Source organism: Acinetobacter sp. NIPH1876 (genome assembly GCF_022808535.1).
GTDB classification, from domain to species: Bacteria; Pseudomonadota; Gammaproteobacteria; order Pseudomonadales; family Moraxellaceae; genus Acinetobacter; species Acinetobacter higginsii.
The window spans coordinates 107,648-134,373 of sequence record NZ_JALGBR010000011.1; the positions used below are offsets into that span (position 1 = coordinate 107,648).

Annotated in this window: 23 protein-coding genes; 13 read left to right on the forward strand and 10 right to left on the reverse strand. The window is 40.5% G+C overall.

From position 1 onward, the window contains the following. Nucleotides 1-116 precede the first annotated feature (116 nt). The 6 genes from MN869_RS13320 to gshA form a co-directional block, all read right to left on the reverse strand. A complete protein-coding gene (locus MN869_RS13320; RefSeq protein ID WP_243308089.1) occupies nt 117-641 on the reverse strand; it encodes a hypothetical protein in 525 nt (174 codons plus the stop codon). Then, nucleotides 641-3,055 (reverse strand): hypothetical protein, encoded by a 2,415-nt coding sequence (locus tag MN869_RS13325; protein ID WP_243308090.1) that lies wholly within the window; start codon nt 3,053-3,055, stop codon nt 641-643. Before MN869_RS13325 ends, MN869_RS13320 begins: the two co-directional genes overlap by 1 nt. Before the next feature lie 2 nt (nt 3,056-3,057). Then, complete coding sequence (locus MN869_RS13330; protein WP_243308091.1) at nt 3,058-3,591, reverse strand: hypothetical protein; 534 nt, start codon at nt 3,589-3,591, stop codon at nt 3,058-3,060. A 7-nt stretch (nt 3,592-3,598) separates the two neighbouring features. Then, nucleotides 3,599-6,997: a type VI secretion system Vgr family protein gene (locus MN869_RS13335; RefSeq protein WP_243308092.1), complete on the reverse strand. Its 3,399-nt coding sequence runs from the start codon at nt 6,995-6,997 to the stop codon at nt 3,599-3,601. Nucleotides 6,998-7,174: 177 nt separating this feature from the next. After that, entirely contained in the window at nt 7,175-7,681 is a 507-nt protein-coding gene (locus MN869_RS13340; RefSeq protein ID WP_243308093.1) for a disulfide bond formation protein B, read from the reverse strand. Between the two features lie 18 nt (nt 7,682-7,699). Next, entirely contained in the window at nt 7,700-9,274 is a 1,575-nt protein-coding gene (gene gshA, locus MN869_RS13345) for a glutamate--cysteine ligase (RefSeq protein ID WP_243308094.1), read from the reverse strand. 227 nt (nt 9,275-9,501) lie between these two features. On the opposite strand from gshA, the gene MN869_RS13350 reads away from it, so the two are divergent. From MN869_RS13350 to MN869_RS13370, 5 genes are all read left to right on the forward strand, one after another. Then, nucleotides 9,502-10,041 (forward strand): DUF924 family protein, encoded by a 540-nt coding sequence (locus MN869_RS13350; RefSeq protein WP_243308096.1) that lies wholly within the window; start codon nt 9,502-9,504, stop codon nt 10,039-10,041. Nucleotides 10,042-10,077: 36 nt separating this feature from the next. Next, complete coding sequence (locus MN869_RS13355; protein ID WP_016542268.1) at nt 10,078-10,635, forward strand: hypothetical protein; 558 nt, start codon at nt 10,078-10,080, stop codon at nt 10,633-10,635. 18 nt (nt 10,636-10,653) lie between these two features. Next, entirely contained in the window at nt 10,654-11,961 is a 1,308-nt protein-coding gene (locus tag MN869_RS13360) for a DUF445 domain-containing protein (RefSeq protein ID WP_243308098.1), read from the forward strand. A 273-nt stretch (nt 11,962-12,234) separates the two neighbouring features. Continuing rightward, on the forward strand, nt 12,235-13,389 hold the full coding sequence (locus MN869_RS13365) for a pyridoxal phosphate-dependent aminotransferase (RefSeq protein WP_243308099.1): 1,155 nt from the start codon (nt 12,235-12,237) through the stop codon (nt 13,387-13,389). Between the two features lie 97 nt (nt 13,390-13,486). Further along, nucleotides 13,487-14,854, forward strand: coding sequence for an MATE family efflux transporter (locus MN869_RS13370; protein WP_171550901.1), 1,368 nt, complete (start codon nt 13,487-13,489; stop codon nt 14,852-14,854). Nucleotides 14,855-15,299: 445 nt separating this feature from the next. Here the strand turns inward: MN869_RS13370 and MN869_RS13375 are convergent, their stop codons facing one another. Further along, nucleotides 15,300-16,127 (reverse strand): SDR family oxidoreductase, encoded by an 828-nt coding sequence (locus MN869_RS13375; RefSeq protein WP_171550902.1) that lies wholly within the window; start codon nt 16,125-16,127, stop codon nt 15,300-15,302. A 299-nt stretch (nt 16,128-16,426) separates the two neighbouring features. On the opposite strand from MN869_RS13375, the gene MN869_RS13380 reads away from it, so the two are divergent. The 4 genes from MN869_RS13380 to MN869_RS13395 all read left to right on the forward strand — a co-directional run bounded on the left by MN869_RS13380 (nt 16,427) and on the right by MN869_RS13395 (nt 20,012). Beyond that, nucleotides 16,427-17,104, forward strand: a complete 678-nt coding sequence (locus tag MN869_RS13380) for a TetR/AcrR family transcriptional regulator (protein ID WP_243308100.1) — start codon at nt 16,427-16,429, stop codon at nt 17,102-17,104. 251 nt (nt 17,105-17,355) lie between these two features. Then, the gene (gene phoB, locus MN869_RS13385; RefSeq protein WP_004803505.1) at nt 17,356-18,066 is read left to right on the forward strand and encodes a phosphate regulon transcriptional regulator PhoB; all 711 of its coding nucleotides are present in this window, start codon (nt 17,356-17,358) and stop codon (nt 18,064-18,066) included. 9 nt (nt 18,067-18,075) lie between these two features. After that, the gene (gene phoR / locus MN869_RS13390) at nt 18,076-19,434 is read left to right on the forward strand and encodes a phosphate regulon sensor histidine kinase PhoR (protein WP_171549854.1); all 1,359 of its coding nucleotides are present in this window, start codon (nt 18,076-18,078) and stop codon (nt 19,432-19,434) included. Nucleotides 19,435-19,544: 110 nt separating this feature from the next. Continuing rightward, the gene (locus MN869_RS13395; protein ID WP_243308102.1) at nt 19,545-20,012 is read left to right on the forward strand and encodes a DUF2147 domain-containing protein; all 468 of its coding nucleotides are present in this window, start codon (nt 19,545-19,547) and stop codon (nt 20,010-20,012) included. A gap of 96 nt (nt 20,013-20,108) precedes the next feature. Here MN869_RS13395 and MN869_RS13400 read toward each other — a convergent pair whose 3' ends face one another. After that, nucleotides 20,109-20,561, reverse strand: coding sequence for a PACE efflux transporter (locus MN869_RS13400; protein ID WP_243308104.1), 453 nt, complete (start codon nt 20,559-20,561; stop codon nt 20,109-20,111). A gap of 95 nt (nt 20,562-20,656) precedes the next feature. Between MN869_RS13400 and MN869_RS13405 the strand changes: the two genes are divergently transcribed. The 3 genes from MN869_RS13405 to MN869_RS13415 all read left to right on the forward strand — a co-directional run bounded on the left by MN869_RS13405 (nt 20,657) and on the right by MN869_RS13415 (nt 23,854). Further along, nucleotides 20,657-21,550, forward strand: coding sequence for a LysR family transcriptional regulator (locus MN869_RS13405; protein WP_243308108.1), 894 nt, complete (start codon nt 20,657-20,659; stop codon nt 21,548-21,550). A gap of 432 nt (nt 21,551-21,982) precedes the next feature. After that, nucleotides 21,983-22,324: a DHCW motif cupin fold protein gene (locus MN869_RS13410; protein ID WP_016542258.1), complete on the forward strand. Its 342-nt coding sequence runs from the start codon at nt 21,983-21,985 to the stop codon at nt 22,322-22,324. 624 nt (nt 22,325-22,948) lie between these two features. Further along, nucleotides 22,949-23,854, forward strand: coding sequence for a LysR family transcriptional regulator (locus tag MN869_RS13415; protein WP_243308109.1), 906 nt, complete (start codon nt 22,949-22,951; stop codon nt 23,852-23,854). Between the two features lie 241 nt (nt 23,855-24,095). Here the strand turns inward: MN869_RS13415 and MN869_RS13420 are convergent, their stop codons facing one another. Continuing rightward, nucleotides 24,096-24,905, reverse strand: a complete 810-nt coding sequence (locus tag MN869_RS13420) for a PhzF family phenazine biosynthesis protein (RefSeq protein WP_243308111.1) — start codon at nt 24,903-24,905, stop codon at nt 24,096-24,098. 200 nt (nt 24,906-25,105) lie between these two features. Here MN869_RS13420 and MN869_RS13425 point away from each other — a divergent pair, with 200 nt between their 5' ends. Continuing rightward, nucleotides 25,106-25,711 carry a LysE family translocator gene (locus MN869_RS13425; RefSeq protein WP_243308113.1) on the forward strand — a complete coding sequence of 202 codons (606 nt, stop codon included), beginning with the start codon at nt 25,106-25,108 and terminating at the stop codon, nt 25,709-25,711. Here MN869_RS13425 and MN869_RS13430 read toward each other — a convergent pair. Beyond that, nucleotides 25,692-26,588, reverse strand: coding sequence for a LysR family transcriptional regulator (locus MN869_RS13430; protein ID WP_243308114.1), 897 nt, complete (start codon nt 26,586-26,588; stop codon nt 25,692-25,694). The two genes, MN869_RS13425 and MN869_RS13430, sit on opposite strands and share 20 nt — an antisense overlap. Nucleotides 26,589-26,726 lie beyond the last annotated feature (138 nt).

Sequence of the window (26,726 nt, forward strand, 5' to 3'; positions counted from 1 at the left end):
TCCAATTTAACATCTTTTTAACAAGTATCATCATAGATAAAGAATTGATTTTATATTTTTCAAATTAATAATTTTAGAGAGATTCTAAAAACTAAAACCCCTCTACCCTTGATCTATTAAGCACATCCTTCCATTAAAGTTAAATTACTATCACCAACTTTGATCCCCACGATATGCCCACTTTCAATATCATATCGTGTTCCCATTTTCTTAGTGTTATCATCCCAATCAATTAGAGAATAATCCTTTTTTGGATCGCCATAAGGATTTTTTCTCTTGTCCAAACCTTTTTTATTATATTTTTCATATATTTTTTGTTCTGAATCCCCTATCTTAATACCATTATAGGACGCTCTCGTATTATCCATAGATGAAATAATTGCAATTTTATTATTCATAATCTGGAATTCGACATCATCATTTCGAGTATCTTTTGCCATAAAACAATCACCTATACGACTATCCTCGACCTCCTTCAGATTCTGGGCTTCGTCTCCAATTTTGAAATTTTCAAAACCATTTTTAGTAAAGCCGCCGGCAGTACTTTCATCTTTTTCAAATGTATTACATGCGGAAAACAATAAACAACAGCAAACCAAATTTAAAAATTTTATATTTTTAAAACTACTATTGAAAAACATTATGTATCCTCTATATTAGGGTTAAAATCATGTAAGTGAACATGATTATGGTGCCCACTCCAACTTTTTGAATGTGGTAACAATGTATTCCCTTTAATTTTAACAGGATTGGAACCAAATAATTTATATCCAAATTTATATAATGCATTTACAAAGCTTACATTCTTATCCCAATCAAAGTGCTTATGACTAGTATATGTTAGCTCACTCATATGTCTATTATTAATTGCAATATACCTAAAGTCACCATTTTCACCATTTAGATGTGAAACACTTTCTCCTGGTGAACCATCTCGGCAACTAAATCCTGAACCAGTATACTCAGCATATCCAAGGCTACATATAGCACCTAATACAGCTGATAAAGCCGTACCTGAAAGATAATATCGTCCATCATCGCTATCTATTCTCCATAAATAACCAATATTTCCCATTTTATATTGCTTATGTTTTCTTTGATCCACTAAATATACTGAGCCTGTCCCTTTTTTCCCTTTACTAGCCCATCTATTAGCTACATAAAAACTTGATTTTCCTAAATTATGAGTCTTACCATTTTGGTCATAATAAATGAACTCAGCAAAACCAGTTGCAGCTTTATTCTCTCTTTTGATTTTTCCATCATGATAAATATGATATCGAGTCGTATCACTTGTTGGCGGTGATTGATTACTTACCGTTGTTAATGGCTTTCCTCCACTTTCAGTATACGTATTATTTTGCTTCGTTTGATTCTTCTGATCTGCCTCAGTTTTTGCTTTTTCTGCTTCTTCTTTTGCTTTCTTTTCCTGAACATCTTTCTGCTGCTGTTGTCTTTTTAGATCTTCAGCCTGTTTACGTTTTGCATCTGCAACTTCATATAATTTCGATGCCTGAATGGCACTACCATTTACGGTAAAGGGTTTCGTTGAGCTTGATTTTTCAACACGACTTAAAACTAAACTTTTTCCTTTTATACCAAAACCAAAAACAAAACCCGTTAACATTCGTACATTCATTACACCGCGATTATTTGTTCTTTTCGGTATTTCCCGACCTCGGTAAAAGAGACTAAACAATGTGTTTGGAACAGGTTTTCCGTCTTGAGTTACTGAAATATTAAAAGGATGTACAGGAAGCTTCACTTTGACTGTTGTATTTTTTAATGCCGTAGTTACTTGAAAATGATGAATTACCTGTTTCTGCCCATCACCTTCTACTGAAACCTCAACATCTTGTCCTTCCTCCGCAATAATGTCTTGCTTGACCCCACGACTATCAGCTGTATGTTTTTTAATATTACCTTTATAAGTAAGAAAAAAATTCATATTAGAGATTGCCTTACCAGAATCCCCTTCGACTATTTCAATATTAAAGTTTACATCTTTAGATGCAGGAGTTGCCTCTGCCTCTTGAGAAGTCGAAGATTGTCCCTGTTCATTTCTTACTTCTTGAGGCGTTTTATTAACCTGAGGTCTCGGTTGAGGTGCACTATCTGTCGCTAAAGTTGCTGAATGGCTTGTAACTTTAAAATCACTTAAAGTTGCTTTTTGTTTTTCATTTGCTTTTTGAATAATACTATTCGACTCTTTTCCATCAGCAACAATTTTTATTTCTGTATTTGGATGTCTAACAATAACAGGAAGATTACCATTCTCATCACTCTTAACCTTTACTTTGGTTTCACCAGAGAAACTCTTTCCCATATAATTAGAAACAACCACAACCTCTTTATTTGCCAATATATTTTTATCTACATCTTTTAAGCTAATATAAATTTTTCTATTACAACACTGTTCTAAATCAAACCCACCAAAATCCTCAATATATTTCTTAATATGAGTTCCATTGCCATCTACTTGTTTTATACCCTTAAATTTTGAAATCCCTAAAAAGGCACCTAGGCCTCCAATTCCAACAAGATGCATTCCTGCAATTGCACCGGACTCTGTAATTTCTACATTCTGAATAGTTCTGCCGAAATGCTCATTAAAATTATTATTTCTAAGTTGATTACATAAATATTTGACCCACTCTTTAATAATTTCATATTGGGTTTCAGGGTTTTTTAGAAAATCCTGTTTTGAGTTGATATTCCTTTTACCAGACCACTTACCTACCCAGTTATTAGAATTAAATTGATTTTTCCAGCTTGTACGTAAAGATGAGTTTTTATCTGCATTCTTGATATCAGCATAAGAAATACCTTGATCCCCTAAATAATAACCTAAATCATATAAAGCCTCTTCTCCCCATTGAAACAATCCCATAAAACCACTTTTGTTTACAATACTAGCTGATTCCATGTTCAATGGATGGTTTAGAGGTAATTGTAAAACTGCTGAAGATTCCTTAAAGCTAACAGCCTCAATAAAACCTGCTAAATTAGTCTCAAAACTTTTACTTGACTTTTTAAAGTTAATTGTTTTTTTCATAATCAATTCTCTTTATACCAATCACCCACTTTATAAAAACGCATATTTACTAATGTATTATTCTTTAAATAACTATTTAAAACAGTTTTTGCCTCTTCAAAATCTCCACTCTTTGCACAACTTAGCTCTACGCGAGAACTCTCATCTTCTTTCTGGGTAGAAGCTACTTTTCTAAAGTAGGAAAATGCATTTTTATCATTATATGCAATCCATATTTCATCTTTATCCTCTTTATAATAAGCTCGATAAATATAATAATTGTTTTTATTATATGCAACTTTGGCACAATTTCCTGTGGACATCCATTGATTATTCTTTGGCTTTAAATTTAGTTGGCTTAATAATTTCAATCGATTTTGACTAGTATTACTCTTTCCATAATCCCATATATGTTCACATTCTACTTCACCCATTTTTTTAATAGATACAACAGGCTTTTCATCCCAATATTTCATACATTCTTTAGCGCTTTCTGCATGTAAATTTATACTATTTATCAAAATACAAGCACCAATCATTATCTTTACAGTTTTCATTATTAAATTAATCCTTAAGTCCAAAATTTTCAAAATCTGCTTTTAAATCTGTATCATCAATATGTTCATCACTTTCGTGCTCATGGTTATGATCATCATCGCCACCGCAACAAGCCTCATCTGAACCATGACCTTGCCCTTCCGTGATCACTTCTTCAACCAGTTGTAGCTTATCCGAACTTTCATCATTCTTACCGAGTAAAAGAATTTCGACGCTATCTGGGTTATCGCTAAAGATCCGCCCCGTCCTTGCGAACTGATCAAGAAAACCGATGTATTCTGTTTTCTTAGCGTGATTAATAACTTTATATTTAAATCCATCTTTCAATAAATCAGCATTTACCAACTCGCTAAAATCAAATCGGCGGCTAAAGATTCCACTTTCTGGCATTTTAGGCAGTTCAGCATTTACGGTTGCCCCACTCACAAACAAATGCTGACCAGCCTTACTCTCAAACTTACCGCCTGTGGTTGAAAACACCCCGTTGGCATTGATCTTCAACTGAGAACCACCCGCTGTTAGTACAATCTCTTTAGGACTAGTGATTTCAATCTTATCTTCAGTAGAAATCAGTTTAATTACCTTCTTGGCAATCGCTTCAATCGCATCATCCTGCGCCTGCAACTCCAATTTCCCTTTTGCTGCATACGCTCTAAAGCCCTTTTGCGCGGCAAACAAACTGATCTTGTCCTGTGCATGCCCAATAATATTCTTCTGTGCGCTCAAGTTAATTGAGCCACTTGCACTCTCGGCAATATCCTGAGAGGCCTGCAAAATAATATTTTCAGGCGTGGTTAATGCAATTCCATTCGGTGATGCCAACAACATCAAGGCCTGTCTGAAAATCTTGCCTTGCTCTTGCTGTTTGGCATCGGAACTGCTTTCCAAACCTTGGGTATAACCCTCCATAAAGCCCTGTAACGAACCCAATGCTTTGGACGGGGTGATGTCTAACTTGCTGCCTTTACTAAAGGTTCCACAGGTACTCATCAGCTCAAAATCTTTAATATCGACATTGGCCAAAACCTTTCCGACTTCTTTAATACTCTCAAACGGGTTTTGCTGAATCCGATCTTTAATACTAGCAAGCTTGCCTTTGACAATATCAGCGCCATGCTCTTCTACGTTTTCAATAAACTCTTTCAGATTTTCAACCGCATCCTTGGCATCACTAAAGAATGCATTAAACTCTTCGACCGCCCCTTTGGCATTGCCGCCGAGTGCACCAATGTCCTCAATAAAACCACCACAATCCTTTAAAGCGTGAATTGGGTCATTACTCATCCCATCTTTAAATAAATTTAAAATGCTATCCAGTGCTTGACCTGTGGTTTTAAGTTCTAATGACTGAATAAACTTCGGTAAGCGATTAATCACATTCAGCGCATCTGTCTGTTGCTTTGCAGCCACTTCACTGAGCATTTTCATGCTGTCATAACCTTGTGACAGCAAAGATTGTGCTTGCGCAGCTTCCAGATGATCAGCAATGGCCTGTTCTTGGGCATAGGTGCTGATCAGCATGCCTTTGCCTGCTCGTACTGCCCCCCAAGCATCGGTTCTGAGCTCGAAGCCCTCACCACGACCGTTACTGCTTTCCTGCACTTTAGGGTGACTTAAATTGCCTAAATTCAATTGTGTTGCAGCATGGCTACTTTGTAACTGGGTACTGATTTGCCCTGTCGTATCATCAAAGCGTAACTGGTTAAAACCGCTACCATTGACTTCCTGACTACGGATACCACTGAGTTTTTTAGTATCGGGAAGCTGTCCTTTGACATCAAACTTGGTCGGAGAACGTTGCGCCTCATGAATTCGCCCTGTCACAAAAGGTCGGTCGATATTGCCATCAAAGAAGTCGATGACCACCACCTCACCAATCCTTGGCAAGAAGCGTGCACCATAGCCTTCCCCCGCCCAAGGCGTGAGGACATCCACCCATGCAGAGTCGGTGTCATTGTCATTACTGCCCGCACCACCATCATGTCCATGGTCATCGCTACGGGTAAACAGAAAGCGCACCTTGATCCGTCCCCATTCATCCACATAAATGGTTTCTCCTTCAGGTCCAACCACTTTGGCGCGTTGCGGATAAGCAATCGGACGATGCAACTCTGGATCATATTCAGGGGTGATCTTGATCTGACGGCGAATCAAGGTCAGTTCATTACCTTGACGCTCAGCATCATCGACCTGTTGATTCCAACGGCTTTGGCTGAGCAGCTGACTCACTTGTTGCTGTAAATCTTTCGGTAAATTATTTTGATTATAGAAATTCTTGGCAATAATCAGGAACTCCTGATCGGCCCCTTCATGCTGATCAATTTCAGGATGTTCTCTGAGATTAAACCAATAACCGACCTGACTATCCCGTACCGTGCTGTAAGCCTTAAAATATTTGGCTTGACTGGCGTACATGTCATTGAATTGCTGATTCAGTTTTTCTAACTGACTGTTCCCGGAAGCCGTCGCTTGGTCTTCACCCTTTAAGTCCTGCATCCAAGCTGGGCTGATATGCCATGCCTGCTCAAGACTTAAACTGGCAGAGTCGAAACTGTCCGAATGGTTATGGTTGGTGACGACTGAACCTGCGCCTTCTTCTTGTGCCAAGGCGTCGGGCTGCCAGCGTTGCAAATGCACGGCTGTGGGTTGCAGGCTTCGCACCGCCACAAAGCCTGTAATACTATCCTGAAATTCTGTGGCACTGCTGCGGTGATAACGAATACTCCGTCGAGCCAGAGCTTGATACTGGCTATTATCATCAATTAATCTTAGCTTCTGCGCTTTGACAGGCGTACTCGAATGCGGCACAAAAAGTTCAGCTTCATCAATCAGCCAGCTAATGCCTTCACTGCGCCATAATCGAGTCAGAAAGTCATAATCAGATTCATTCGAGCCCATCACAAAGGGCCGTATATCATAATTCTGGCTTAAGCCATTCAAATCCAAGCTCAGACTTGCTGCAAAAAGTGGGCTTCTTTGCTGCCATTCCTTGAATAAAACTTCGGTAATTTCCACAACCGTTTTATTCATAAATACACGGCTGTTACGGCGTTTATGCCATAAATGAGTCGCATCATTTAAGGTCAGCTTATACAGGGTTAATGCGCCATCACTTTGCCCATAACTGGCCTCAGTCACAATCCCCGTGGTGCGAAACAGTTGCCCTGAATCGGTGACCTGATCAACTGCAACCTGAACCCCAATAAACTGTTTGAGGGGAATTTGGGCATTGGTCGACAGACAAATCAGCTCTGCTTCCAAGCCCTCATTGAGTTGATGCTGGCCTTGTATGCGTTGTAAAAAAACTTGATTATTCAGTAGATGATTAGAAAATTGTACGTGGATGGCACGTTTCTGTGCATTTAGCCCTATTTTTTCTAATACATTAAATATATTAAAAAGCATTTTTTATAATCAGATCGTACGGGGAATCGGCTGAACTTTACAAAAAACAGACCTATCTGTCCATAAAAAAAGCCTTCAAGCAACAAAATGGCACATATTGTTTAGTTATTGAGAAAATAAAACCCGAAATAGGCATTCATATTTCGGGTTTTAGAATCATATAGAACAACGCTTTGCTTATTTTTGTGTAACGCGATAGTTTCTAAATAACTGCCATAAGCAGATCAATAAAATCAAACTGAAATAAGCTAGAGACCAAACGGGTAGCGATTGACCGAGGAAAGTCCAATCTATTGCGGCGCATTCACCTGAACCCGAAAGCACTTCTTGCAGTACGGTTTTCATTGGCAAGGCATCCACCAGATAGTTTAAGCCAGGTCCACAGCTTGGCACCTGATCAGGCGGTAAACTTTGCAGCCAAACATGACGTGCCGCAACACCAACCGACCAACCAATCGATAAAGTGGCCAAGAAGGCATAAAAACGTTTAAATCCGTTCGAAACTGGATTATGGATAAATGCCACAAGCGCAATTATACCCATTCCAATTAAGCCAAGGCGTTGGAAAATACAGAGTGGACAAGGATCCAAACCTTGCACATGTTCTAAATACAACGCAAATGAGATACCAATGATGCTGGTCAGTACCAAAACAGCGCTGACTAGGCGGTAATTCCAACGCATGGGAAATCCTCTAAAATATTAGCGATATTGTGCAAGATATTGTTCAAAACTCATGTCGTTATCTTGTTCAAGTTGCGCCTGTTTTTGCAACGATGTTTGCGCCAATTGTTCAAAATAGTGTTTGCGTTCTTCACTGAGTGGATGTTGGTCATAATGATCAACATGTTGCTGTGCCATGACACTACCAAAATTCCATGTACCACCATGCTGCAAGGTGTCTGCAATCACGTGCGCTGAAGGTGTATTTTCGACATGGTCTAGGCGTTGCTGCATCACTTGGATCGCATCTTGATACAGCTGGGTGTCATCCATTTGGTCTAGTAGCTTGGCACAGGCTCGAATCGCATTTAAATGGCTTTGCGCCCAGTCTTTTAACGAGATCGAACGATCTGCCTCTTCGATCTTGGCATCTGTCGCACGACCACGATTGACCACTTCCATTTGGTTACGATCAATCTGTTCTTGTTCTTCAGCAAATAAATCTGGACTGTCTTTGAGTAAGCAGTACAAGGCTAAACTTTCAAGGAAGCCTGCCGAAATTTCATCAATCCCAATCGCGCTATACGGATTCACATCCACTGCACGTAATTCGACATAGCCGACACCACGATTTTTTAAGGCTTGTGAAGGCGTTTCACCCGCTTGTGGTACCTGTTTAGGACGCACCAGACTGTAGTATTCATTTTCAATCTGTAACACATGATCATTGATCTGAATCGGCTCACCCTGCTCATCGTTGAGGCCCAGTGCCGTAAACTCTGGATAGGGGGTATGCACGGCTTTTTGTAAACCATCCAGATAATCATGCAGGTCGTTATAATGAATGCCGAGCTCTTTTTGCGCTGAGTTTTGATAACCCAAACGCCCCATCCGTAAAGCGGTTGCTTCAGGTAAATAGAGCGTACCCTTCACTAAGGGTTGTAAATGGTGCTGACGACCGGTCAGGAAGCAACGACACACCGATGGACTTGCGCCCAACATATACATCACCAAAGGAATCAGACGAATAAAATTACGGATCAAACCAAAATAACGATGACTACGATAATCTTGCAGGCTGAGCTGTTTTAATTGTGGGTTGCTTTCATGCTGCTGTAAAACAGCAAACAGTTGTTCTGGAAAGGATAAATTATAGTGTACCCCTGAAATGGTCTGCATACGGCGACCATAACGCACCCCTAAACCGCGGCGATATAGGGTTTTAAAGCGACCAATATTGGAACTGCCATATTGCGCCAGTTTAATATTTTCTTCGTTATCATCCAGCATACAAGGCATCGACAAAGGCCAAAGTTTTTCACCCTCTTCGAGCTGCTGGTGCACCACACTATGGATATCACTTAACTCAGTTAAGGCCGCGGCAATGGTACTTTGTGGCGTGGTGATAAACTCCATCAACGCTTCTGAATAATCGGTGGTGATATACGGATGTGTCAGTGCCGAACCTAAGGCAATGGGGTGATTTTGTTGTGATAAAAATCCATTGCTTTGCATGCGTAGGCTTTCACGCTCAATCCCGCGTAACATCCCCTTTAATAGCGAGGCATCTACCCAAGTTGGTATCACAGAGGAAGTAAGGCTGGGTTGATTCATATTCTATGCTCGCTTATTCAAGATCAGCCGACCAAATACATGGTAACGACGTCGTCGATGCTACAGACATGTTCAACATGCCAATCCCTTCGACTCAGCCAATTATAACGACAATTACAATCTAGTCATCTGATTTAGTTTGGCAATTTTTATCACAATCTTGTTACATAAGACACGCAAAAATTGTGATTTTATTGAAAAATAAATCTTCCAATGGATACTCGACCATGCAAGCCCAAGACATTCTTAATTTTTGGTTTGACCCCGAGCATCGTTCACTTTGGTTTGCCAAAAGTGATGATTTTGATGCAAAAATTCGTACGTCCTTTGCAGAGATTCATCATCAGGCCGCTCAGGCGGAGCTGTGGTCATGGCGCCAAACACCTGAAGGTCGTTTGGCTGAAATTATTGTCTTGGATCAGTTCTCACGAAATTTATATCGAGATCAGGCACAGGCCTTTGCCTACGACAGCTTGGCACTGACCCTGTCACAAGAAGCGATTAGCTTGCAGCTAGATGCACAACTCAGTCCTGAGCAACGCTCCTTTCTCTATATGCCGTTTATGCATAGCGAATCCAAACTCATGCATGAATTTGCACTGAAGCTGTTTCAACGCTTAGGCAATGAAATTAATTTAAACTTTGAGAAAAAGCATAAAGTGATCATTGATCGTTTTGGTCGTTATCCACATCGCAATGCAATTTTAGGCCGTCACTCAAGCGCTGAAGAACTGGAATTTTTAACTCAACCCAATAGTAGTTTTTAAGTCGATCTCCCTCGACACTGTACACAGGAATGGCATATGAAAGCTTTATTAATATGCACCCCGCTCCTTGTCGCACTGACATTTGCAGGATGTGCAACGGTTCCCTCCAAACCCAGAACCTTTGACCAACTCGGTCAATTCACCGCTTATCCGTTAAATAACAAAACTTACCGCGTTGGTTTCCAAGCGGATAATAATTTGAGTTATGGTACGGCAGAGGAAATTACCTTGCTCAAAGCAGCGCAAACCACGGTCAAAAATGGTTTCCGCTATTTTAGTGTGGTGGACGATCCAAGTAATGCCCGTCATAAAACACCTCGTCAGGCCGTGATTTATCCGACACCATCTTATTATCCATATGGTTATTATCGTCGCCATCCAGCCTTTTGGCCGGATCCCTTCTACGATACCCCACAAGTGGTCAATATTGATCCGATTCAAGTGTCGTATACTATCGAGTGCTTTAAGACGCAGCAGCAATCACCAGATGCCTTTGATGCACAGCTGATTTTGCAATCCTTAGGGCCTAAATATGGCTTGAGTCCAACAGGAGAGGTGTTGCAGCCCCCTGCACCACCTCAAAACAAGAAATGAAATTAAAAGGATGACTCAATGAGTTCAGTCGAAGAAATCCACGTCCCAAGCTTACAACGAAGTAAATACTTCGCCACCATGGCACTGATTATTGCAGTGGTGTCATGGGTCGCTTTAATGGTCGCGGCACATTTCCTACCTGAATATAAATGGCTCATCCATATTTTCATGCTTGGTGCAGAAGCCGGTGTGGTCGGTGGCTTAGCCGATTGGTATGCGGTGACGGTGTTGTTCCGTAATCCTTTTGGCAGAATACCGCTACCGAAACTATTGCGTGATCATACCGAAATTATTCCACGCAATAAGGCCCGTATTGCCGAGTCAATGGGTCGCTTTGTACAAGAAAATTTCCTCTCCCCACAGATCGTCGAACGTAGTCTACAAAATGCCGATATCAGTTTGGCGGTAGGTCAGTGGTTGGCCAACCCAAAAAACAACCAGCACGTGGTGCAAATGATTCAGCACACCGTGCCGAGAATTTTTGAGTTTGTCAGCCAAGATCAAATTGCCCACTTTGTTCAAAATAATAGTGTGCAATGGGTCAGAAGTACCAAGGTCAATAAATTGGCCAGTGAAATGCTGCGTGCCGTGCTGGAAAATGATTTCCACCAAGATGTGTTGCAGCGCGGTCTCGATCTGGCGCATGAATGGATGGTGTCTCACCCTGAAGAAGCACGTGATTTATCCCGTAAATTATTCCAAGAATTAGGCGTTTGGAAACTGGCCAAAGGTGCAAGCTGGATCGGCATTGATGTACAGCAGCGTACTATTGATTCTCTGATTGAAAAAGTTGAATCGATGCTGGCCAATCCCGACCATCCTTGGCGTCAGGATATTGAAGCCACTACGCATAACCTGATGCTGGAACTGGCAGAACCTGATAGTGAAGCCAGCCAGCGTCTAAATCGTGGCAAAGATGCCTTACTTGATAGTCCACAGGTATTGAACTTTATCAGTGGTGCTGTGGCGATTTTATGTGATGCGATTAAAACCGATTTAATGCAGGAAGATTCAGGCATTGCCACCAATTTACAGGCGGCGATACAGCAACTCGGTGAAAGTCTGATCCAAAATGAAAAAGTGCGTCAGGTACTGAATGAAAAGATGATCGGCTTGGCCACCAATTTCAGTGAGCAATATAGCGACAAGATCATTCGTTATATTAGTGAGCGTATACATGAATGGGATTCTCGTGAAATGATCGCCAAAATTGAAAGTGAAGTTGGCGGTGATTTGCATATGATCCGCGTCAATGGTGTGATTGTCGGTGCCTTTATTGGTTTAGCACTCGGCGTGATTCGTGCCATTGTTGAAAATGTTTTGTAATATAGCGTCAATATTGACTACAAAAACCTGTCATCAATAAGATACGCGAAAAAAGTCATTCGCAACCTGCGTGATTTCAATTAAGTGCTGTTTCTGCGATGTAATAAAACCAATGCAAGAAGTGAACAGGTTTTGCGAATGACAATGCTTTTGGTTACTTTGGGCGAATCCAAAGTAACTCCAGCTGAAGGCTTATCCTGAAATTAGATGAGCTCTCGGTAAGATACCGTCAAAATACATAATCCATTAAAATTCTATTAGGTCATTTCAATCATGTTGCAACTTCAGTCAAAACTCCCAAGCCAAGGCGTCACCATCTTTAGTGTCATGACTGAACTCGCACAACGACTCAATGCCCTGAACCTGTCCCAAGGCTTCCCCGATTTCCCTGCGCCACCAGCCCTGCTCGAAGCACTGAGCCAAGCCACGCTTTCAGGCTATAACCAATATCCTGCGGGTGACGGGGTACTGGCCTTAAGACAACAACTGGCGTCACAATTCTTAGCACGTGATCAGTTGCAACTCGATCCTGTCACTGAAATCACCATTACCCCTGGTGCGACCATTGCAATTTTCTGCGCCATTCAAGCCTGTATCCATGCAGGCGATGAAGTAATTATTTTCGATCCAAGCTATGACAGCTATGCCCCTGCGGTTCAGTTGGCAGGTGGAAAATCAATACATATCCATTTAGATGCACCCAGCTTTCAGGTGAATTGGCAAAAGGTCAAAGACAGTATCAATGCCAACACTCGCATGATTATTGTCAACACCCCACACAATCCAACAGGGGCGATTTGGTCAGAACAGGATTGGCGACAGTTAATTGAGCTGATTCAAGATAAAAATATCGTGGTGCTCTCCGATGAAGTCTATGAACATCTGATTTTTGATGGGCAAAAACACCATAGCGCACTGCAATTCCCTGAATTACGTGAACGCAGTTTTGTGATTGGTTCTTTCGGCAAAACTTACCATGTCACAGGCTGGAAAACTGGCTATTGTGTTGCTGCGCCACAACTTATGCGTCTGTTTCGCCAGATTTATCAATTTGCCAATTTCTGTGGCACCACCCCGTGCCAAATTGCACTGGCCAACTACATGCAGCAGCATCCTGAACATATTCAGGAGCTACCTGACTTTTATCAGGCAAAACGTGATTTATTCAATGCCCAAATTCAAAACTCACGTTTTGAATTCATTCCATCTCAAGGCACCTATTTCCAAAATCTGGATTACAGCAACATTCGTCCTGATCTCAATGATGTCGAGATGTGCCAATTCCTTGCGGAGCAGCATAAAATTGTGGCCATTCCAATTTCGGTATTCTATCAACAAGCACCAGCATCATTACGTCTGATTCGTTTCTGCTTCGCCAAGACCGATCAAACGCTGCAACGTGCCGGTGAAATCCTCGTACAGTGTTGATCAACAAAAAGAAACTGAACTCTCATCTTCAACACAATTGATCATGTTATGTTGAAAAAAATACCATCGTTTCAGGATGAAGCGTGAAGGAAACTGAATGACACCACGCCAACCTCTGGTGATGCAACCGAATCTCTGGAAAACCTTTTTTGTGTTTCTGGTGCCGCTGATTGCCACCAATATTTTACAAAACCTGTCGGGCACCATTAATACCATCTTTGTCGGTCAAATGATGGGCGTGAATGCGATTGCTGCAGTCTCGGTATTCTTCCCTATCTTGTTCTTTTTACTGGCCTTTGTGATCGGGATTTCTGCAGGCTCCACGGTGCTCATTGGGCAGGCATGGGGTGCACAAAATCTGGAAAAAGTCCGTTCTGTGATTGGCTCCACGGTCTATATGACCTTGATCGGTGGCAGCATTATTGCGGTCTTGGGTCTGATCTTCGCCAAACATATTTTAGAATTGCTGGGTACCGATCCTAAAGTGATGCACCTGTCCTTGCCTTATGTGCAATGGATGTTGGTGGGTAGCCCCTTACTGTTCGTCTATATTATTTACACCTCGATTTTACGGGGTGTTGGCGATAGCGTAACCCCTTTGATTGCCCTAAGCCTGACCAGCTTGATTGGTTTGGGTGTAACGCCCGTTTTACTGAAAGGTTATTTTGGTTTTCCTGCTTTGGGTATTGTTGCTCCTGCAATTGCAACCATTATCGGTTATGCCGCTGTGCTGATTTTCTTAGCAATTTATCTAAACTATAAAAATCATCCACTGAAAATTGATGGTCTATTGCTGCAACATATTCGCCATGATGCTGAGCTGAGTAAATTAATTTTAAAACTCGGAATTCCGACTGGGATTCAGATGGTCACCACCTCCTTAGCGGGTTTGGTGATTATTGGCTTGATTAACCATTATGGTGCACATGCCACCGCTGCCTACGGCGCAGTCAATCAGGTACTGAACTACATTCAATTTCCAGCCTTGTCGATTTCGATTGCTGCTTCAATTTTTGCCGCACAAGCGATTGGCGCAGGTAAGCCTGATTTATTGGCCAAAGTCACCCGTACCGCTTTGGGCATGAATTTCTTATTCACGGGTAGTTTGATTGCTCTGGCTTATTTGTTCTCAAAATATCTGATGGCGCTGTTTATTACCGATCACAGTGTGATTGAGCTGGGTCAACAACTGTTATTTATTGTGCTGTGGTCGATTCTGTTCTTTGGTGCCAGTGCCATTTTTGCATCGATTATGCGTGCCAGTGGTGCGGTCAATATCCCAATGATGATTAATATTTTGACCATTATTCTGATCGAAGTGCCATGTGCGTATTGGTTTAGCTCATTGTGGGGCTTAACTGGAATTTGGATTGCATATGCGCTGTCCTTTGTTTGTCTATGTCTGTTCCAAGCCTTTTATTATCAATTCTTTTGGAAAAAGACCAAGATTAAAGTCCTTATTTAACCTGAGTTCGAGGCTGAATATGATACTCGGAAACGTCATCTACAACCTGAGCAAGCCAAAGCGACTAAAGCTTTGGTGAAGCGCAAGATAAACACAGTGCGTAGTTTGTTATTCAAGCATAGCTTTCACCTTGCGGTACGGCAAAGATTATTAATCTTCGCTATTCGTCCCTCAGGTTTTGCCCTTACGGAGCATTCGCTCCTCATGCCAAAACAAAAGTAGGGCGAGCCTGAACAAAGTTGAAATATATTTCAACTGAAGTGCAAAGTACAAGACGTAGTGGCTGATCCCAAAATTGGGTGAGAACATAGCAAGATTCCACCAAGCTAATTATTTTTAATAGGTTAGAGAGGACTTCAACCGAACTCAGATTGTTTAATATCTGCTTGTTCTAAAGGATATAAAAAAGCCATTCCCAGGGAATGGCTTTTTTCATGCTGACAACTTACATCATCTTGGTTGCAAGCGCTGCAATACGTTGATAACCCGTCGGGAATAAACGTTGGAAAGAATCCACAATACGTGCATCAGTACCAATCAATAAACGGCGTTTATCTTTCAATACCGCATTTAAAATTTGACGTGCAGCTTCTTCTGGTGGAGTGCGCAGGAACTTATCGAATTGCTTGATTGATTTGTTTGGGTCCATGCCCAAGCTCTTCAAGCTGTCATTCATTTTTGCTGCTTTGGCGATATTGGTTCGAATCCCGCCCGGATGTACGCAGAGTGAGCTGACACCGCCCTTCTCAATATCCAATTCCTGACGTAATGATTCAGTAAAACCGCGTACCGCAAATTTAGTTGCGTTATATGCCGATTGTGTTGGTTGCGAAGTTAAACCAAAAATACTGGAGATATTGATGATATGACCATCTTTGCTTTGTTTGATAAATGGCAGGAATTCTTTGGTGCCATAGACCACACCCCAGAAATTAATCCCAACGATCCATTCCAAATCTTCATAGCTTGCGCCTTCCACTGTCGAGCCGAGTGCTACACCTGCGTTATTGAAGATCAAATTGACTGATCCATGATCCTGTACAGTCTCTTGCGCCCATTGTTTCACTGCATCGCGATTTGAAACATCAAGCACTTTGGTGGTTACAGTCACAGGATACTGTTTGACCAGTTCTACAGTTTGTGCCAAGCCTTTTTCATTGATATCACTCAATGACAAATGACAGCCTTGTTTCGCCAACAAAACGGCCAACTGCTGTCCAATCCCAGAACCTGCACCGGTGATCGCTGCGACTTTATTTTTAAAATTTTTCATTGCCTATCCTTTGTACTGCGAATGATACGCACATATTCGCTCAGACCATGTGCTGTTTAACCTGTAACCAATATAATTTTGACAATACGTGTTGTCAATATAGTACACTCTAGCTTTAAGACAAATGGCAATAACCAACACCCGACATGTCATAATAGGCCTATTTACATTTATGACCGAAGATGTTTAAAAGAGACAAGGCATATTTTCAAAATATGGTTATGCTAGTCGGCACAACACGTTTGAAATGCAAATATTAGACACACGATTTAAAGACTTTTTAGGGAACGGTTTTCTCAATGGCAACTCAAGATCAAACGACTCGCAAGAAAAACAATACGGAAGTGAAAGAGCGACAATTCAAAGGCCTCTCTTTAACTGAGCGCAAAGAAGCACGTCGTGAAAAATTGATTGAAGCAGGCATTGCAACTTACGGCACACAAGGCTTTTTCTCGGTCACGGTCAAAGATGTCTGTAATGAAGCCAAGCTGACTGAACGCTATTTTTATGAATCATTTAAGAAAAGCGAAGAACTGTTTCAAACCGTGTTCTTAAAAATGATTGAAAAAATGCAAACCTGTTTAACCCAAGCTGTTCTGATGGCTGCGCCTGAACCCAAGAATATGGTGACCGCAGGTTTGTCGGCTTTATTGAGTGCGATTAAAGATGATCCACGTATGGCACGGATTATTTATATTGATGCGATGCTGGTGCAAGATCTGCATAACCAAGCCACTATTCAAGAAACGCTGACCCAATTTGATCGCATTATTCAAGGCTTCGTGATGATCACCATGCCGAATGCACCGCAAAGTGCTGAAGAAGTCTCGCTCATGGCAACAGGCCTAAATGGTTATGTCACGCATATTATTATTCGCTGGGTCTCGGAAGGCTTCAAACAGCCCTTAGAAGATGTTTTATCCGCCTGCTGTGCTGTCTTTTTGTCTTTTATCGAAACAACATCGCAAAAAAATTAAAATCGTTTTACAGTTTTGTGACACACAAAGCTGTTAAACTACACTTCAGTTAAGCAAATGAATTCATTTGCTTTATTGCTAAGTAGATTGTCATAAATTCGTCACCATGCTGCCCTACGATTGTCACAATTTATTGCTAAATTCGACTTTATTAATTCTTTTGCAATGATATTGTCATAATTAATCTTTGTAATAAGCCTGTCATAACAACAAAACGGTTAAACCGTTACAGATTTTAAGGGTATTGCGCTGTGAAAGATGACTATATTTTAATTGTCGATGATGAGCTACCGATCCGCGAAATGATCCATACCTCTTTAGATATGGCAGGCTTCCAATGTTTACAAGCAGAGGATGCCAAACAAGCGCATCAGATTATCGTTGATCAGCGTCCTGCGCTTATTTTGCTGGATTGGATGCTACCGGGTGGTGTGAGTGGTGTAGATTTATGCCGCCGCCTCAAACGCGATGAAAACTTGGCAGAAATTCCTGTAATCATGCTGACTGCACGTGGCGAAGAAGACCATAAAGTACAAGGTCTGGATGCGGGTGCAGACGATTACATGACCAAGCCATTTTCAACCCGTGAACTGGTGTCTCGTATCAAAGCGGTATTACGTCGTGCCAATGCATTGAGCGGTGAGAAAGTGATTGATGCCAATGGCTTATTACTTGATCCTGTCAGCCAGCGCGTCAGTTTCGGCAACAGTATTTTAGAGATGGGTCCAACCGAATATCGTTTATTGGCCTTCTTTATGACGCACCCAGAACGCGCCTATACGCGTGCTCAACTCCTAGATCAAGTCTGGGGTGGCAATGTCTATATCGAAGATCGTACTATTGATGTGCATATTCGCCGTTTACGCAAAGTGTTAGAGCCATTTGGCGTCGATCGTTTTGTACAAACCGTTCGTGGCACAGGTTATCGCTTCTCGACACGAGCAGATTTAGCAGTAGGTTAAAAATCCTTTATGTATGAACCTTACCCCGTCCCTGAACTGGCACGTGAACACCAACGTTTTCGCTACAGCAGTTTGTGGACCTTTGCAAAGCAAGATTTAAGACTGTTACTTTTTTTCTTATTGATTGCAAGCTTAGTCGGATTCGGGGTGGGTTACTTCTGGAGCTGTATTTTTGTCGCCTTCGTGCTGTTTTTCATGCTACAGCTCCGCTCGCTTTATCTGGTCAATGAATGGATTTCCAATCGCCCTTATGATGTCCCCCCAAATCTGAATGGGATCTGGGGTGCATTGCTGTTCAATGTCTACCGTGCACAGCGTCAAGAACGCATTGTTCAAGCTGAAATGGTGGGATTGATTGATCGCGCACAATCCTCTTTGGTGGCATTGGCCGAGGCTGTGGTCCTGATTGATGATCAACATCAAATCGAATGGTGGAATCCTGCCGCTGAAAAACTGTTAGGGATTAGTCCCTTGGATCGTGGCCGCAATTTATTGTCGATTTTGCGCCAACCCAGTTTTATTGAATATTTTAACCACAGTGATCAATCTCCTGATGGGATTCGTCTGCAAGCACAGATGGATGAAGATCGTTATGTGCAAGTCAAACTAACCCGCTTCGGTGGCGAAAGTCGTCTATTGGTCGCTTACGACACCACACGAGTACATAATCTCGAGCAAATGCGTAAAGACTTTGTTGATAATATTTCACATGAATTACGTACACCGCTGACCGTACTTAGTGGCTACATCGAAACTTTTATTGATCAAGATGATATTACCCCACGCTGGAAACGTGCTTTCACACAAATGCAGTCACAAACCAAGCGTATGAATGCTTTGGTTAATGACCTCTTATTATTATCAAATTTAGAAAATAATAAAAAAGTCGCGAAAAATCAGATTATTGATATGGCCAATCTGATGAACCAAATCTTTGATGATGCGCGTGCCTACAATCTGGATTATGGTCATACCCTCAATCTGGATATTGATAGCCATTGTGACCTGATCGGTTCGGATATTGAAATTGCCAGTGCGTTCAGTAACTTAATTACCAATGCGATTAAATACACGCCTGCAGGCGGCATCATCACCATTGGCTGGCATGAAGATGGTGATCATGCTTACTTTACCGTACAGGATAATGGGATCGGGATTAACCCAAAACATTTGCCGCGCCTAACTGAACGCTTCTACCGTGTCGATAGCGCACGTAGCCGTCAGACAGGCGGAACCGGACTTGGTTTGGCAATTGTGAAACACGTATTGATGCAACACGGCGCACATTTGGAAATTACCTCTAAAGAAAATGAAGGTTCAACCTTTACTGCGGTGTTCCCGAAAGAACGCTTATACCGCATGATTTAAACACGATGGGGAACTGCCAAGTTCCGTAAAACATGCTGTGATCATTCCACTGAAATAATATAATAAATTGTTGTTTCATTTCACTATTTCTATTTTTTGATGCCATTCTCATGCTAAATACCCCTTTTCTTCGCGCTTGCGTTCTCTTACTTGGGCTCAATACGCCTTTGGCGATTCACGCTGCACCGACTGACCCACTGATTGGGACGTGGAAAGTCGTCGATGAGCGTACGGGCTCGTACCTGTCTGATATCGTGATCCGCAAACATTCTGCAACCGAACAATACAGTGCGGTGATTGTCAAAATGTATCCTTCTGCCAAGGAGGCTGCACTCACTGTATGTACGGCCTGTACAGGCACATTAAAGAATCAGCAGATTATCGGTATGGAAGTGCTAACGGGTCTAAAGATGTTGAGTCAAAATGAGGAATTTGGACAAGGTGTTTGGCTCAATCCTTATGATGGCCACAAATACAACCTGAATGCACGTTTAAGTAAAACAGGCAAAATGCTGAGTATCAATGCCAAGAATCCAGCCAATAATAGTTTCCGTAATATGACCTGGATTCGACTTTAATGATTTAAATTTAGCCACACTAATAATTTATATTTCACATAAAAAAGAGTGCATTTTATGCACTCTTTTTTATGAATTTAACGATAAAACTGTAGATTAAGAGCTGGTTTTGGCATTCAGCGCTGCTGGTTCAAGCAAATGGCTAGGCAAGCCAAAAATATGATCAAAAAAGTAATTATAAACAAAGGTATAACATGGGATCAGCACCATCAAACTAAAATCGAGCAAGAAGGCCTTAACTAGGCTGATCTGCATCCACCAGGCAATCAGGGGAATCAAAATCATCACCAAGACAATTTGAAAGCCAGTCGCATGTGCCACACGTCTGAGTACCGTACGTTTTTTTGATGTTTGCTTCTTTTCCCACATCTCAAATATATAGTTATAAAAGAAATTGACCGTCACTGCGATCACAGCAATCAAGATCGACAAAGGTCCTGTATGGCTGATCGTCGTGCCCGAAAGCACCGCCAATACCATCGCACAGATAAAAAAGCTCAAAACTTCATAGAAAAATACGTAAGTGACTCTTCTCTTGATTCCTTGCATGACCACACCTTAAAATCAATAATGAGTGGATTTTACGCTTTAATTTTGATAAAAAAAGTCAATCGTTATCAGTACAACTGACAAGGGAATGACAAATGAAATTGACCAGTGAACAGCTTGAACTGATTCTTGAAATTATTGATCGTGGTAATTTTTCCGCTGCGGCGCGCGCCCTAAATCGTGTTCCTTCAGCGGTCAGTATGGCGATTGCCAATCTCGAAGCAGAGCTGAATTTAAAATTATTTGAACGCAGTAAAAATCACCTTGCCCCCACAGAGGTCGCACTTTCAATCGAACCGCATGCCCGATTAATTCTGACCAAATTACGTCAGCTCGACCTACATTTGACCGAACTTTCAACTGGACTAGAAACCAGTCTCTGCATTGGCATTGCAGCAGATGTGAATCAAAAGTTTTTATTGGCAGGGATTGAACAGCTGATTCAACGCTATCCCTTGTTAAATATTGAAATAGTCAGTGCACCACAACAAGAGCTCAAAACACGACTGCATAATAACGAAATTGATCTGTATATTGCCTATAGTTCATCACAACTCGACAACAATGAACGCTTTCGTTTACTGGGCATGGAACAATTTGTTGCCGCAGTTTCCCCCAAAGATGCGCAACAACTCAAAGCGCAGAATAAAAATGAACTCACCATGCTGTCTGAACTCAGACAGATTATTGTAGCCAGCAAGCATTATCCATTACCTGACAGTCGGGTTTTGGTCTCCGATTCTTATTGGTACAGCGATAATTTATCCATGGCCATTGATATGGTGGAACAAGGTCTCGGTTGGGGTAATTTTCCGCTTTCCGTGGTGCAAACACATTTTGCCAAACAAAGTCTGGTTCGCTTAGCCTTTCTCGATACCACAAATGGGCTGGATATGCCGATTCATGCGATTTGGCCAGCTTATAAGCCACTGAGCAAATCCATGCAGCTATTGATTGAACTGTGGGAAAGCCAAATCCATCGCGCATAAAAAAAGCCCGACATCCAAGTCGGGCTTTTTTCATATTCCTTTCACTAGATACAACTCCTGTCATATCTCACATCCTGATGCGCAAACTTATCATTCTTGTTTTATGTTTTGGAACTTCCTGTTCCTGATGAGTTCATATTAGGCAATTCAGCTTAGGCTGAAAATGGGACATTGCCCCTAATCGTTGTAAGAAAAAGCGTACATGATTTATGTTTAAAAATCTGACAAGAAATATCTAAACCATTCATAAAGAATCTATCTTATTTTAAATCAATGGCTTTTTTAGATTTCTTAATATGGCCTAAATAAGCATTGAATTTAAATTTTTTAATTAATATTCCTTCGCATCACAGTGCTTCGCTTAAATAAGAGTATTGCAAAAACTAAATTTATCTATATTTTTAGAATAAATCTAAAGTTTTGGAACAGTATATGAATATTTTCCCTTTTCCATTTCAAGTGACTAATTGGGATAAAATAGAAACAGTAGAATACCGCGGAGAAACTGGAAATGCGTATTGGAAAACACAATACTTTGGTGAAGAAGAAAATAGAATTAGAGTAAGAATTGTAGAATACTCAGCTAATTACTTAGCTGACCATTGGTGCGAAAAAGGACATATTCTATTTTGTTTAGAAGGTGAGCTTGAAAGCAGATTAAAAGATGGAAGGACGTTTATTTTAACGCAGGGAATGAGCTATCAAGTTGGTGATCATGCAGAACCACATCAATCCTTCAGTTTGAATGGAGCGAAATTACTCATTGTTGATTAAATTAACATTATGTGGCGAATGTAAAATACATAATATTCAATCTTAAACCTCAGGTTTAGTAATACACCTATTCACTGCAATCTGTTGGTTATAAAACAGTAAGCCAACGCACTCAGCCACTTGTTAGATTTGCAATAAAAAAGCCCGACATCCAAGTCGGGCTTTTTCGTATTCCTTTCACTAGATACAACTCCTGTCATATCTCACATCCTGATGCACAAACTTATCATTCTTGTTTTATGTTTTGGAACTTCCTGCTCCTGATGAGTTCATATTAGGCAATTCAACTTAGGCTGAAAATGGGACATTGCCCCTAATCGCTGTAAGAAAAAGCGTACACTGCCGAGCTTTCTCACCCTTTAAAAAGTCAGTGATTATATGGAACGGAACACGGAGAACGTATCAATCTCCCAATAAATCAATCGACTGCTCTGTCGTCATCACACCCATATAGTGATCATAGCTTTGTGCCAGTAGACAAATCACTACAGCAGCAATTAAAGTCAAAATCTTATTTCTCATTGTCATCGTCAGCGACCTGAATCAAGGATTTATAAAAAAGGTATAAGATTTCTTCCATCTAATCTAATATAGAAAAAACAAGCACTGATCTAATTTTGAGATATGTGGACCTTCAAACAATTTAATTATCTAATCACGATTGTCGAAACTGGAGGCTTTATTGCCGCTTCAGAGAAACTATTTATTGCTCAATCTGCCTTGAGCAGACAAATTAAAAATTTAGAAGAAGAAATCGGTTTTGAAATTTTTGATCGATCTGAGAAGAAAATTAGGCTCACACCTGCAGGTGAAGCCCTGTATAAAAGTTTAAAAACCAATATTGATCATTTAAAAAGTTCCATTGTCAGCGCCCAAAGTATCAGCCGTGGTGAAGGTCGAATCATTAAAATTGCCCATTCCAGTAGTATCGTATTAGATCAAAACAAGCTGGAAATTTTTGAACAGCTCTGTGATACCCATCATATTGATATCGAAATGAACACCCTATCCTCGGAATTACAGCTCGAATATTTGTTGAATGGGACAATTGATCTAGGTTTTATCCGCCCCCCGATTTATCATAATTTGAATGATGTCAATTCGATCAGTTTATACACTGCTCCCTTATACGTCGCTGCGCATATTTCAGATCCATTTTTAAGTGAAAAAGAAAGTATATCGATTCGTGAGTTGGAACCTTTGGATTTTGTTTCTGTGCCACATAAAGCCCGTGGTGGCTTGAGCTATTTGGCCGCCAATTTATGCTTGGTCAATGGTTTTAGTCCCAAAAGAACCAGAATCTACTCAAGAAAAAGATCTCAACTGGAACTGGTCGCCAATGGTTTTGGCGTTTGTATTGTGCCTGAAGAATTTAAAGTGATTTTGCCTAGCAATGTCAGACTGATTCCGATTCAAGACCAGAATACCCTCAGTGAAGTCAAGCTCATCTGGAAAAAGGATGATGATCTAATCGTTGAACGTTGTGCAGCATCGATTCATGCCTATTACAGTGCAAAGCAAATCAACTAACTGTGTTTCAGCTCAAATGAAAAAAGCCCGACATCCGAGTCGGGCTTTTTCGTATTCCTTTCACTAGATACAACTCCTGTCATATCTCACATCCTGATGCGCAAACTTATCATTCTTGTTTTATGTTTTGGAACTTCCTGTTCCTGATGAGTTCATATTAGGCAATTCAGCTTAGGCTGAAAATGGGACATTGCCCTGAATTGATGTAAGCAAAAACGTACATGGTTTTTTAGTTTATTAATTAAATGAAAATTTCACCTTCAAGATATAAGCGACATTCTCCTGAAATTTCAATTCGATCATTTTCAAGTAACTTGCAATACAGTACGCCCCCTCGTTTTGAAGCTTGATAAGCAACAATATTTCCTTTGTTTATGAATGACTGCCAAAGCGGTATCAGTGACGTATGTAATGAACCCGTGACAGGATCTTCATCAATTCCCATTGAGGGCGTAAAGTAACGGGAGACAAGGTCAAACTGAGCAAAGCCTTCATCTATAGCATCATTTAATGTGGTAATCGCGACACGTCGCCCACCAAGTTTTTTTATCAGATCAAAATTCGGCTGTTCATTTAAAACGGTTTGGGTATTTGGATAGATCACGATATAGGCCTGTGGATTGATATACACTTCAGTAATTTCTTGAGATAGGCTGTCTTTTAAGGCTTGGGGAATCACCTCTAATCGATGAGGAATCTGTACAGGAAAATTCATTTTGATTCGGCCCTTTTCACTGCGAGTAATAAAAAACTCGCCCAAGTTCGCCACATGAAAAACTAACGATTCAATTTCAGGTTGATTTTTAAAAATAATAAAACTGGTCGCTAGCGTGCCATAACCACAAAACTGCACTTCTTTGACGGGTGAAAACCACTTAATTTCATAATTTTGATCATCAATTTTTCTGGCAAAACTGGTCTCCGACAAATTGTTTTCTAATGCAATATTCTGCATTACCTGCTGATCTAACCACTGTTCTAATAACACAACCGAAGCAGGGTTTCCTTTAAATACTTGATCACTAAATGCATCGACTTGGTAAATTTTCATGATTTCTAGCAGCAATAATTTTTAGATAAGATACTCAACTCATGCACCCAATAATGTTTATTTTTGATGAATAAAATGCGTTACCGTTTCACTTTAAACCCTCAAAAAATCAAAATCTAATTTTGATAAAACCAGACTAATCTTATTTAAACCAAACGGTATCATCTCATTTAAAGCTTTAATTAAAAAAGATATCAGTAATGTCTCTTTCTATAGTTATCAGTATGTTTGTTTTCTCATTCACCATGTCCATTTCACCTGGACCAATTAACATTACCATTCTTTCATCCAGCTTAATGCATGGATTTAGAAAAACACTGCCTTTTATTTCAGGTGCAAGCATTGGCTTTAGCTTACTGCTCATATTTTTAGGTTTTGGGGTGTATAAAACCATCGTAAATTACCCTCTGTTTTTCCTGATCATTGAGATTTTAGGTAGCTTATTTATTTTCTATCTAGGTCAAAAAATTATCTTTTCAAAAGCAGAAGTTGAAATATCAAAGAATATCGCTACTGCTAAATTTATGGATGGATTTCTCTTACAGTGGCTCAATCCCAAAGCATGGATTGCCTGCCTCTCTGGTATCTCATTATTTTCCTCCCCCGTGAGTTATCATCCCTTGATTTTGTTTATTCTGATCTATTTCTTTACTTGCTATATCTGTTTAATCCTTTGGGGCATTTCGGGGCATCATCTCGCTAAAATATTTACCAACTCACACCAGCTCAAAATCCTGAATATTTTAATGGGCGGGTCTTTAATCATTCTATCCATTTATATGCTGATCAAACTCTTTTGGCATTAAATGATTGATACAACTGCTCAAGCAAGGCATAGGCAATCCCATTCATTGGAATATTAGCAGGCCAAACTGCATAAACACGCAACGGCTCTAGTATCCAAGCGGGTAAAACTTTCACAACGTTCCCCTGTTCAAGATCGGCTTGGATTAAATCATCAGGAGGTGCTGCCAGCCCTGCATTTAATTTTACCAGTTCATATGAGGCTTCAACATTATTCACATAAATATAAGGCTGATATGAAATTTCTATTTCTTCTCCTGTATGTTGATGCCGCAATATTCTCTTATTTTTTCTCATACTCAAACCAATCCATTTCATATGGATCAGATCTTTAGGATGAGTAATGGGTTGCTGCTGATTTAAAAACTCAGGGGTTGCAACGATACTTCGGGCTAAAGGAAATAGATAGCGAGCTTTAAATGAACTATCTGGAAGCTCGCCAATTCGAACAGCAATATCCACATTCTCAGCGATCAAATCTGTCCGACTATCATCACAGGTGATATGCACAGTTAAGTCCTGATATGCCTCACAAAATTTTGTGATACATTGCATTAGCTCACTATGAATAAAAACCGCAGGAATCGAAATATGCAATTGTGTCTTTCTAAGAATGGAACGTTGCTTAAAATCTAAAATACCTGATTCATAGGTTGCCAACATGACTTGGGCGGTATCTAAAAGTTTTTGCCCATCGTGAGTTAAGGTCATTTTCCGTGTATTTCGATAAAATAAGGCACACTCTAAATTCTTTTCCAATTTGGCCAAATGCAGACTAACCGTTGCGGTAGATAAGCCTAATGCTTTAGCACCTTTTGAAATTGAACCAAACTCAGCAATTTTTGCAAAAATAATTAAATATCTGATATCTTCAATCATATGTTTGATCTACCGAAGATGAGCCTATACACAGCAACCGTAATTAATCAGAAATAGCGGTATTTCTTTTATAACGGATATACAAATTTAAACTGGATAATATCCCTGCAAAAATACAATACAGCATAAAAACAGTCA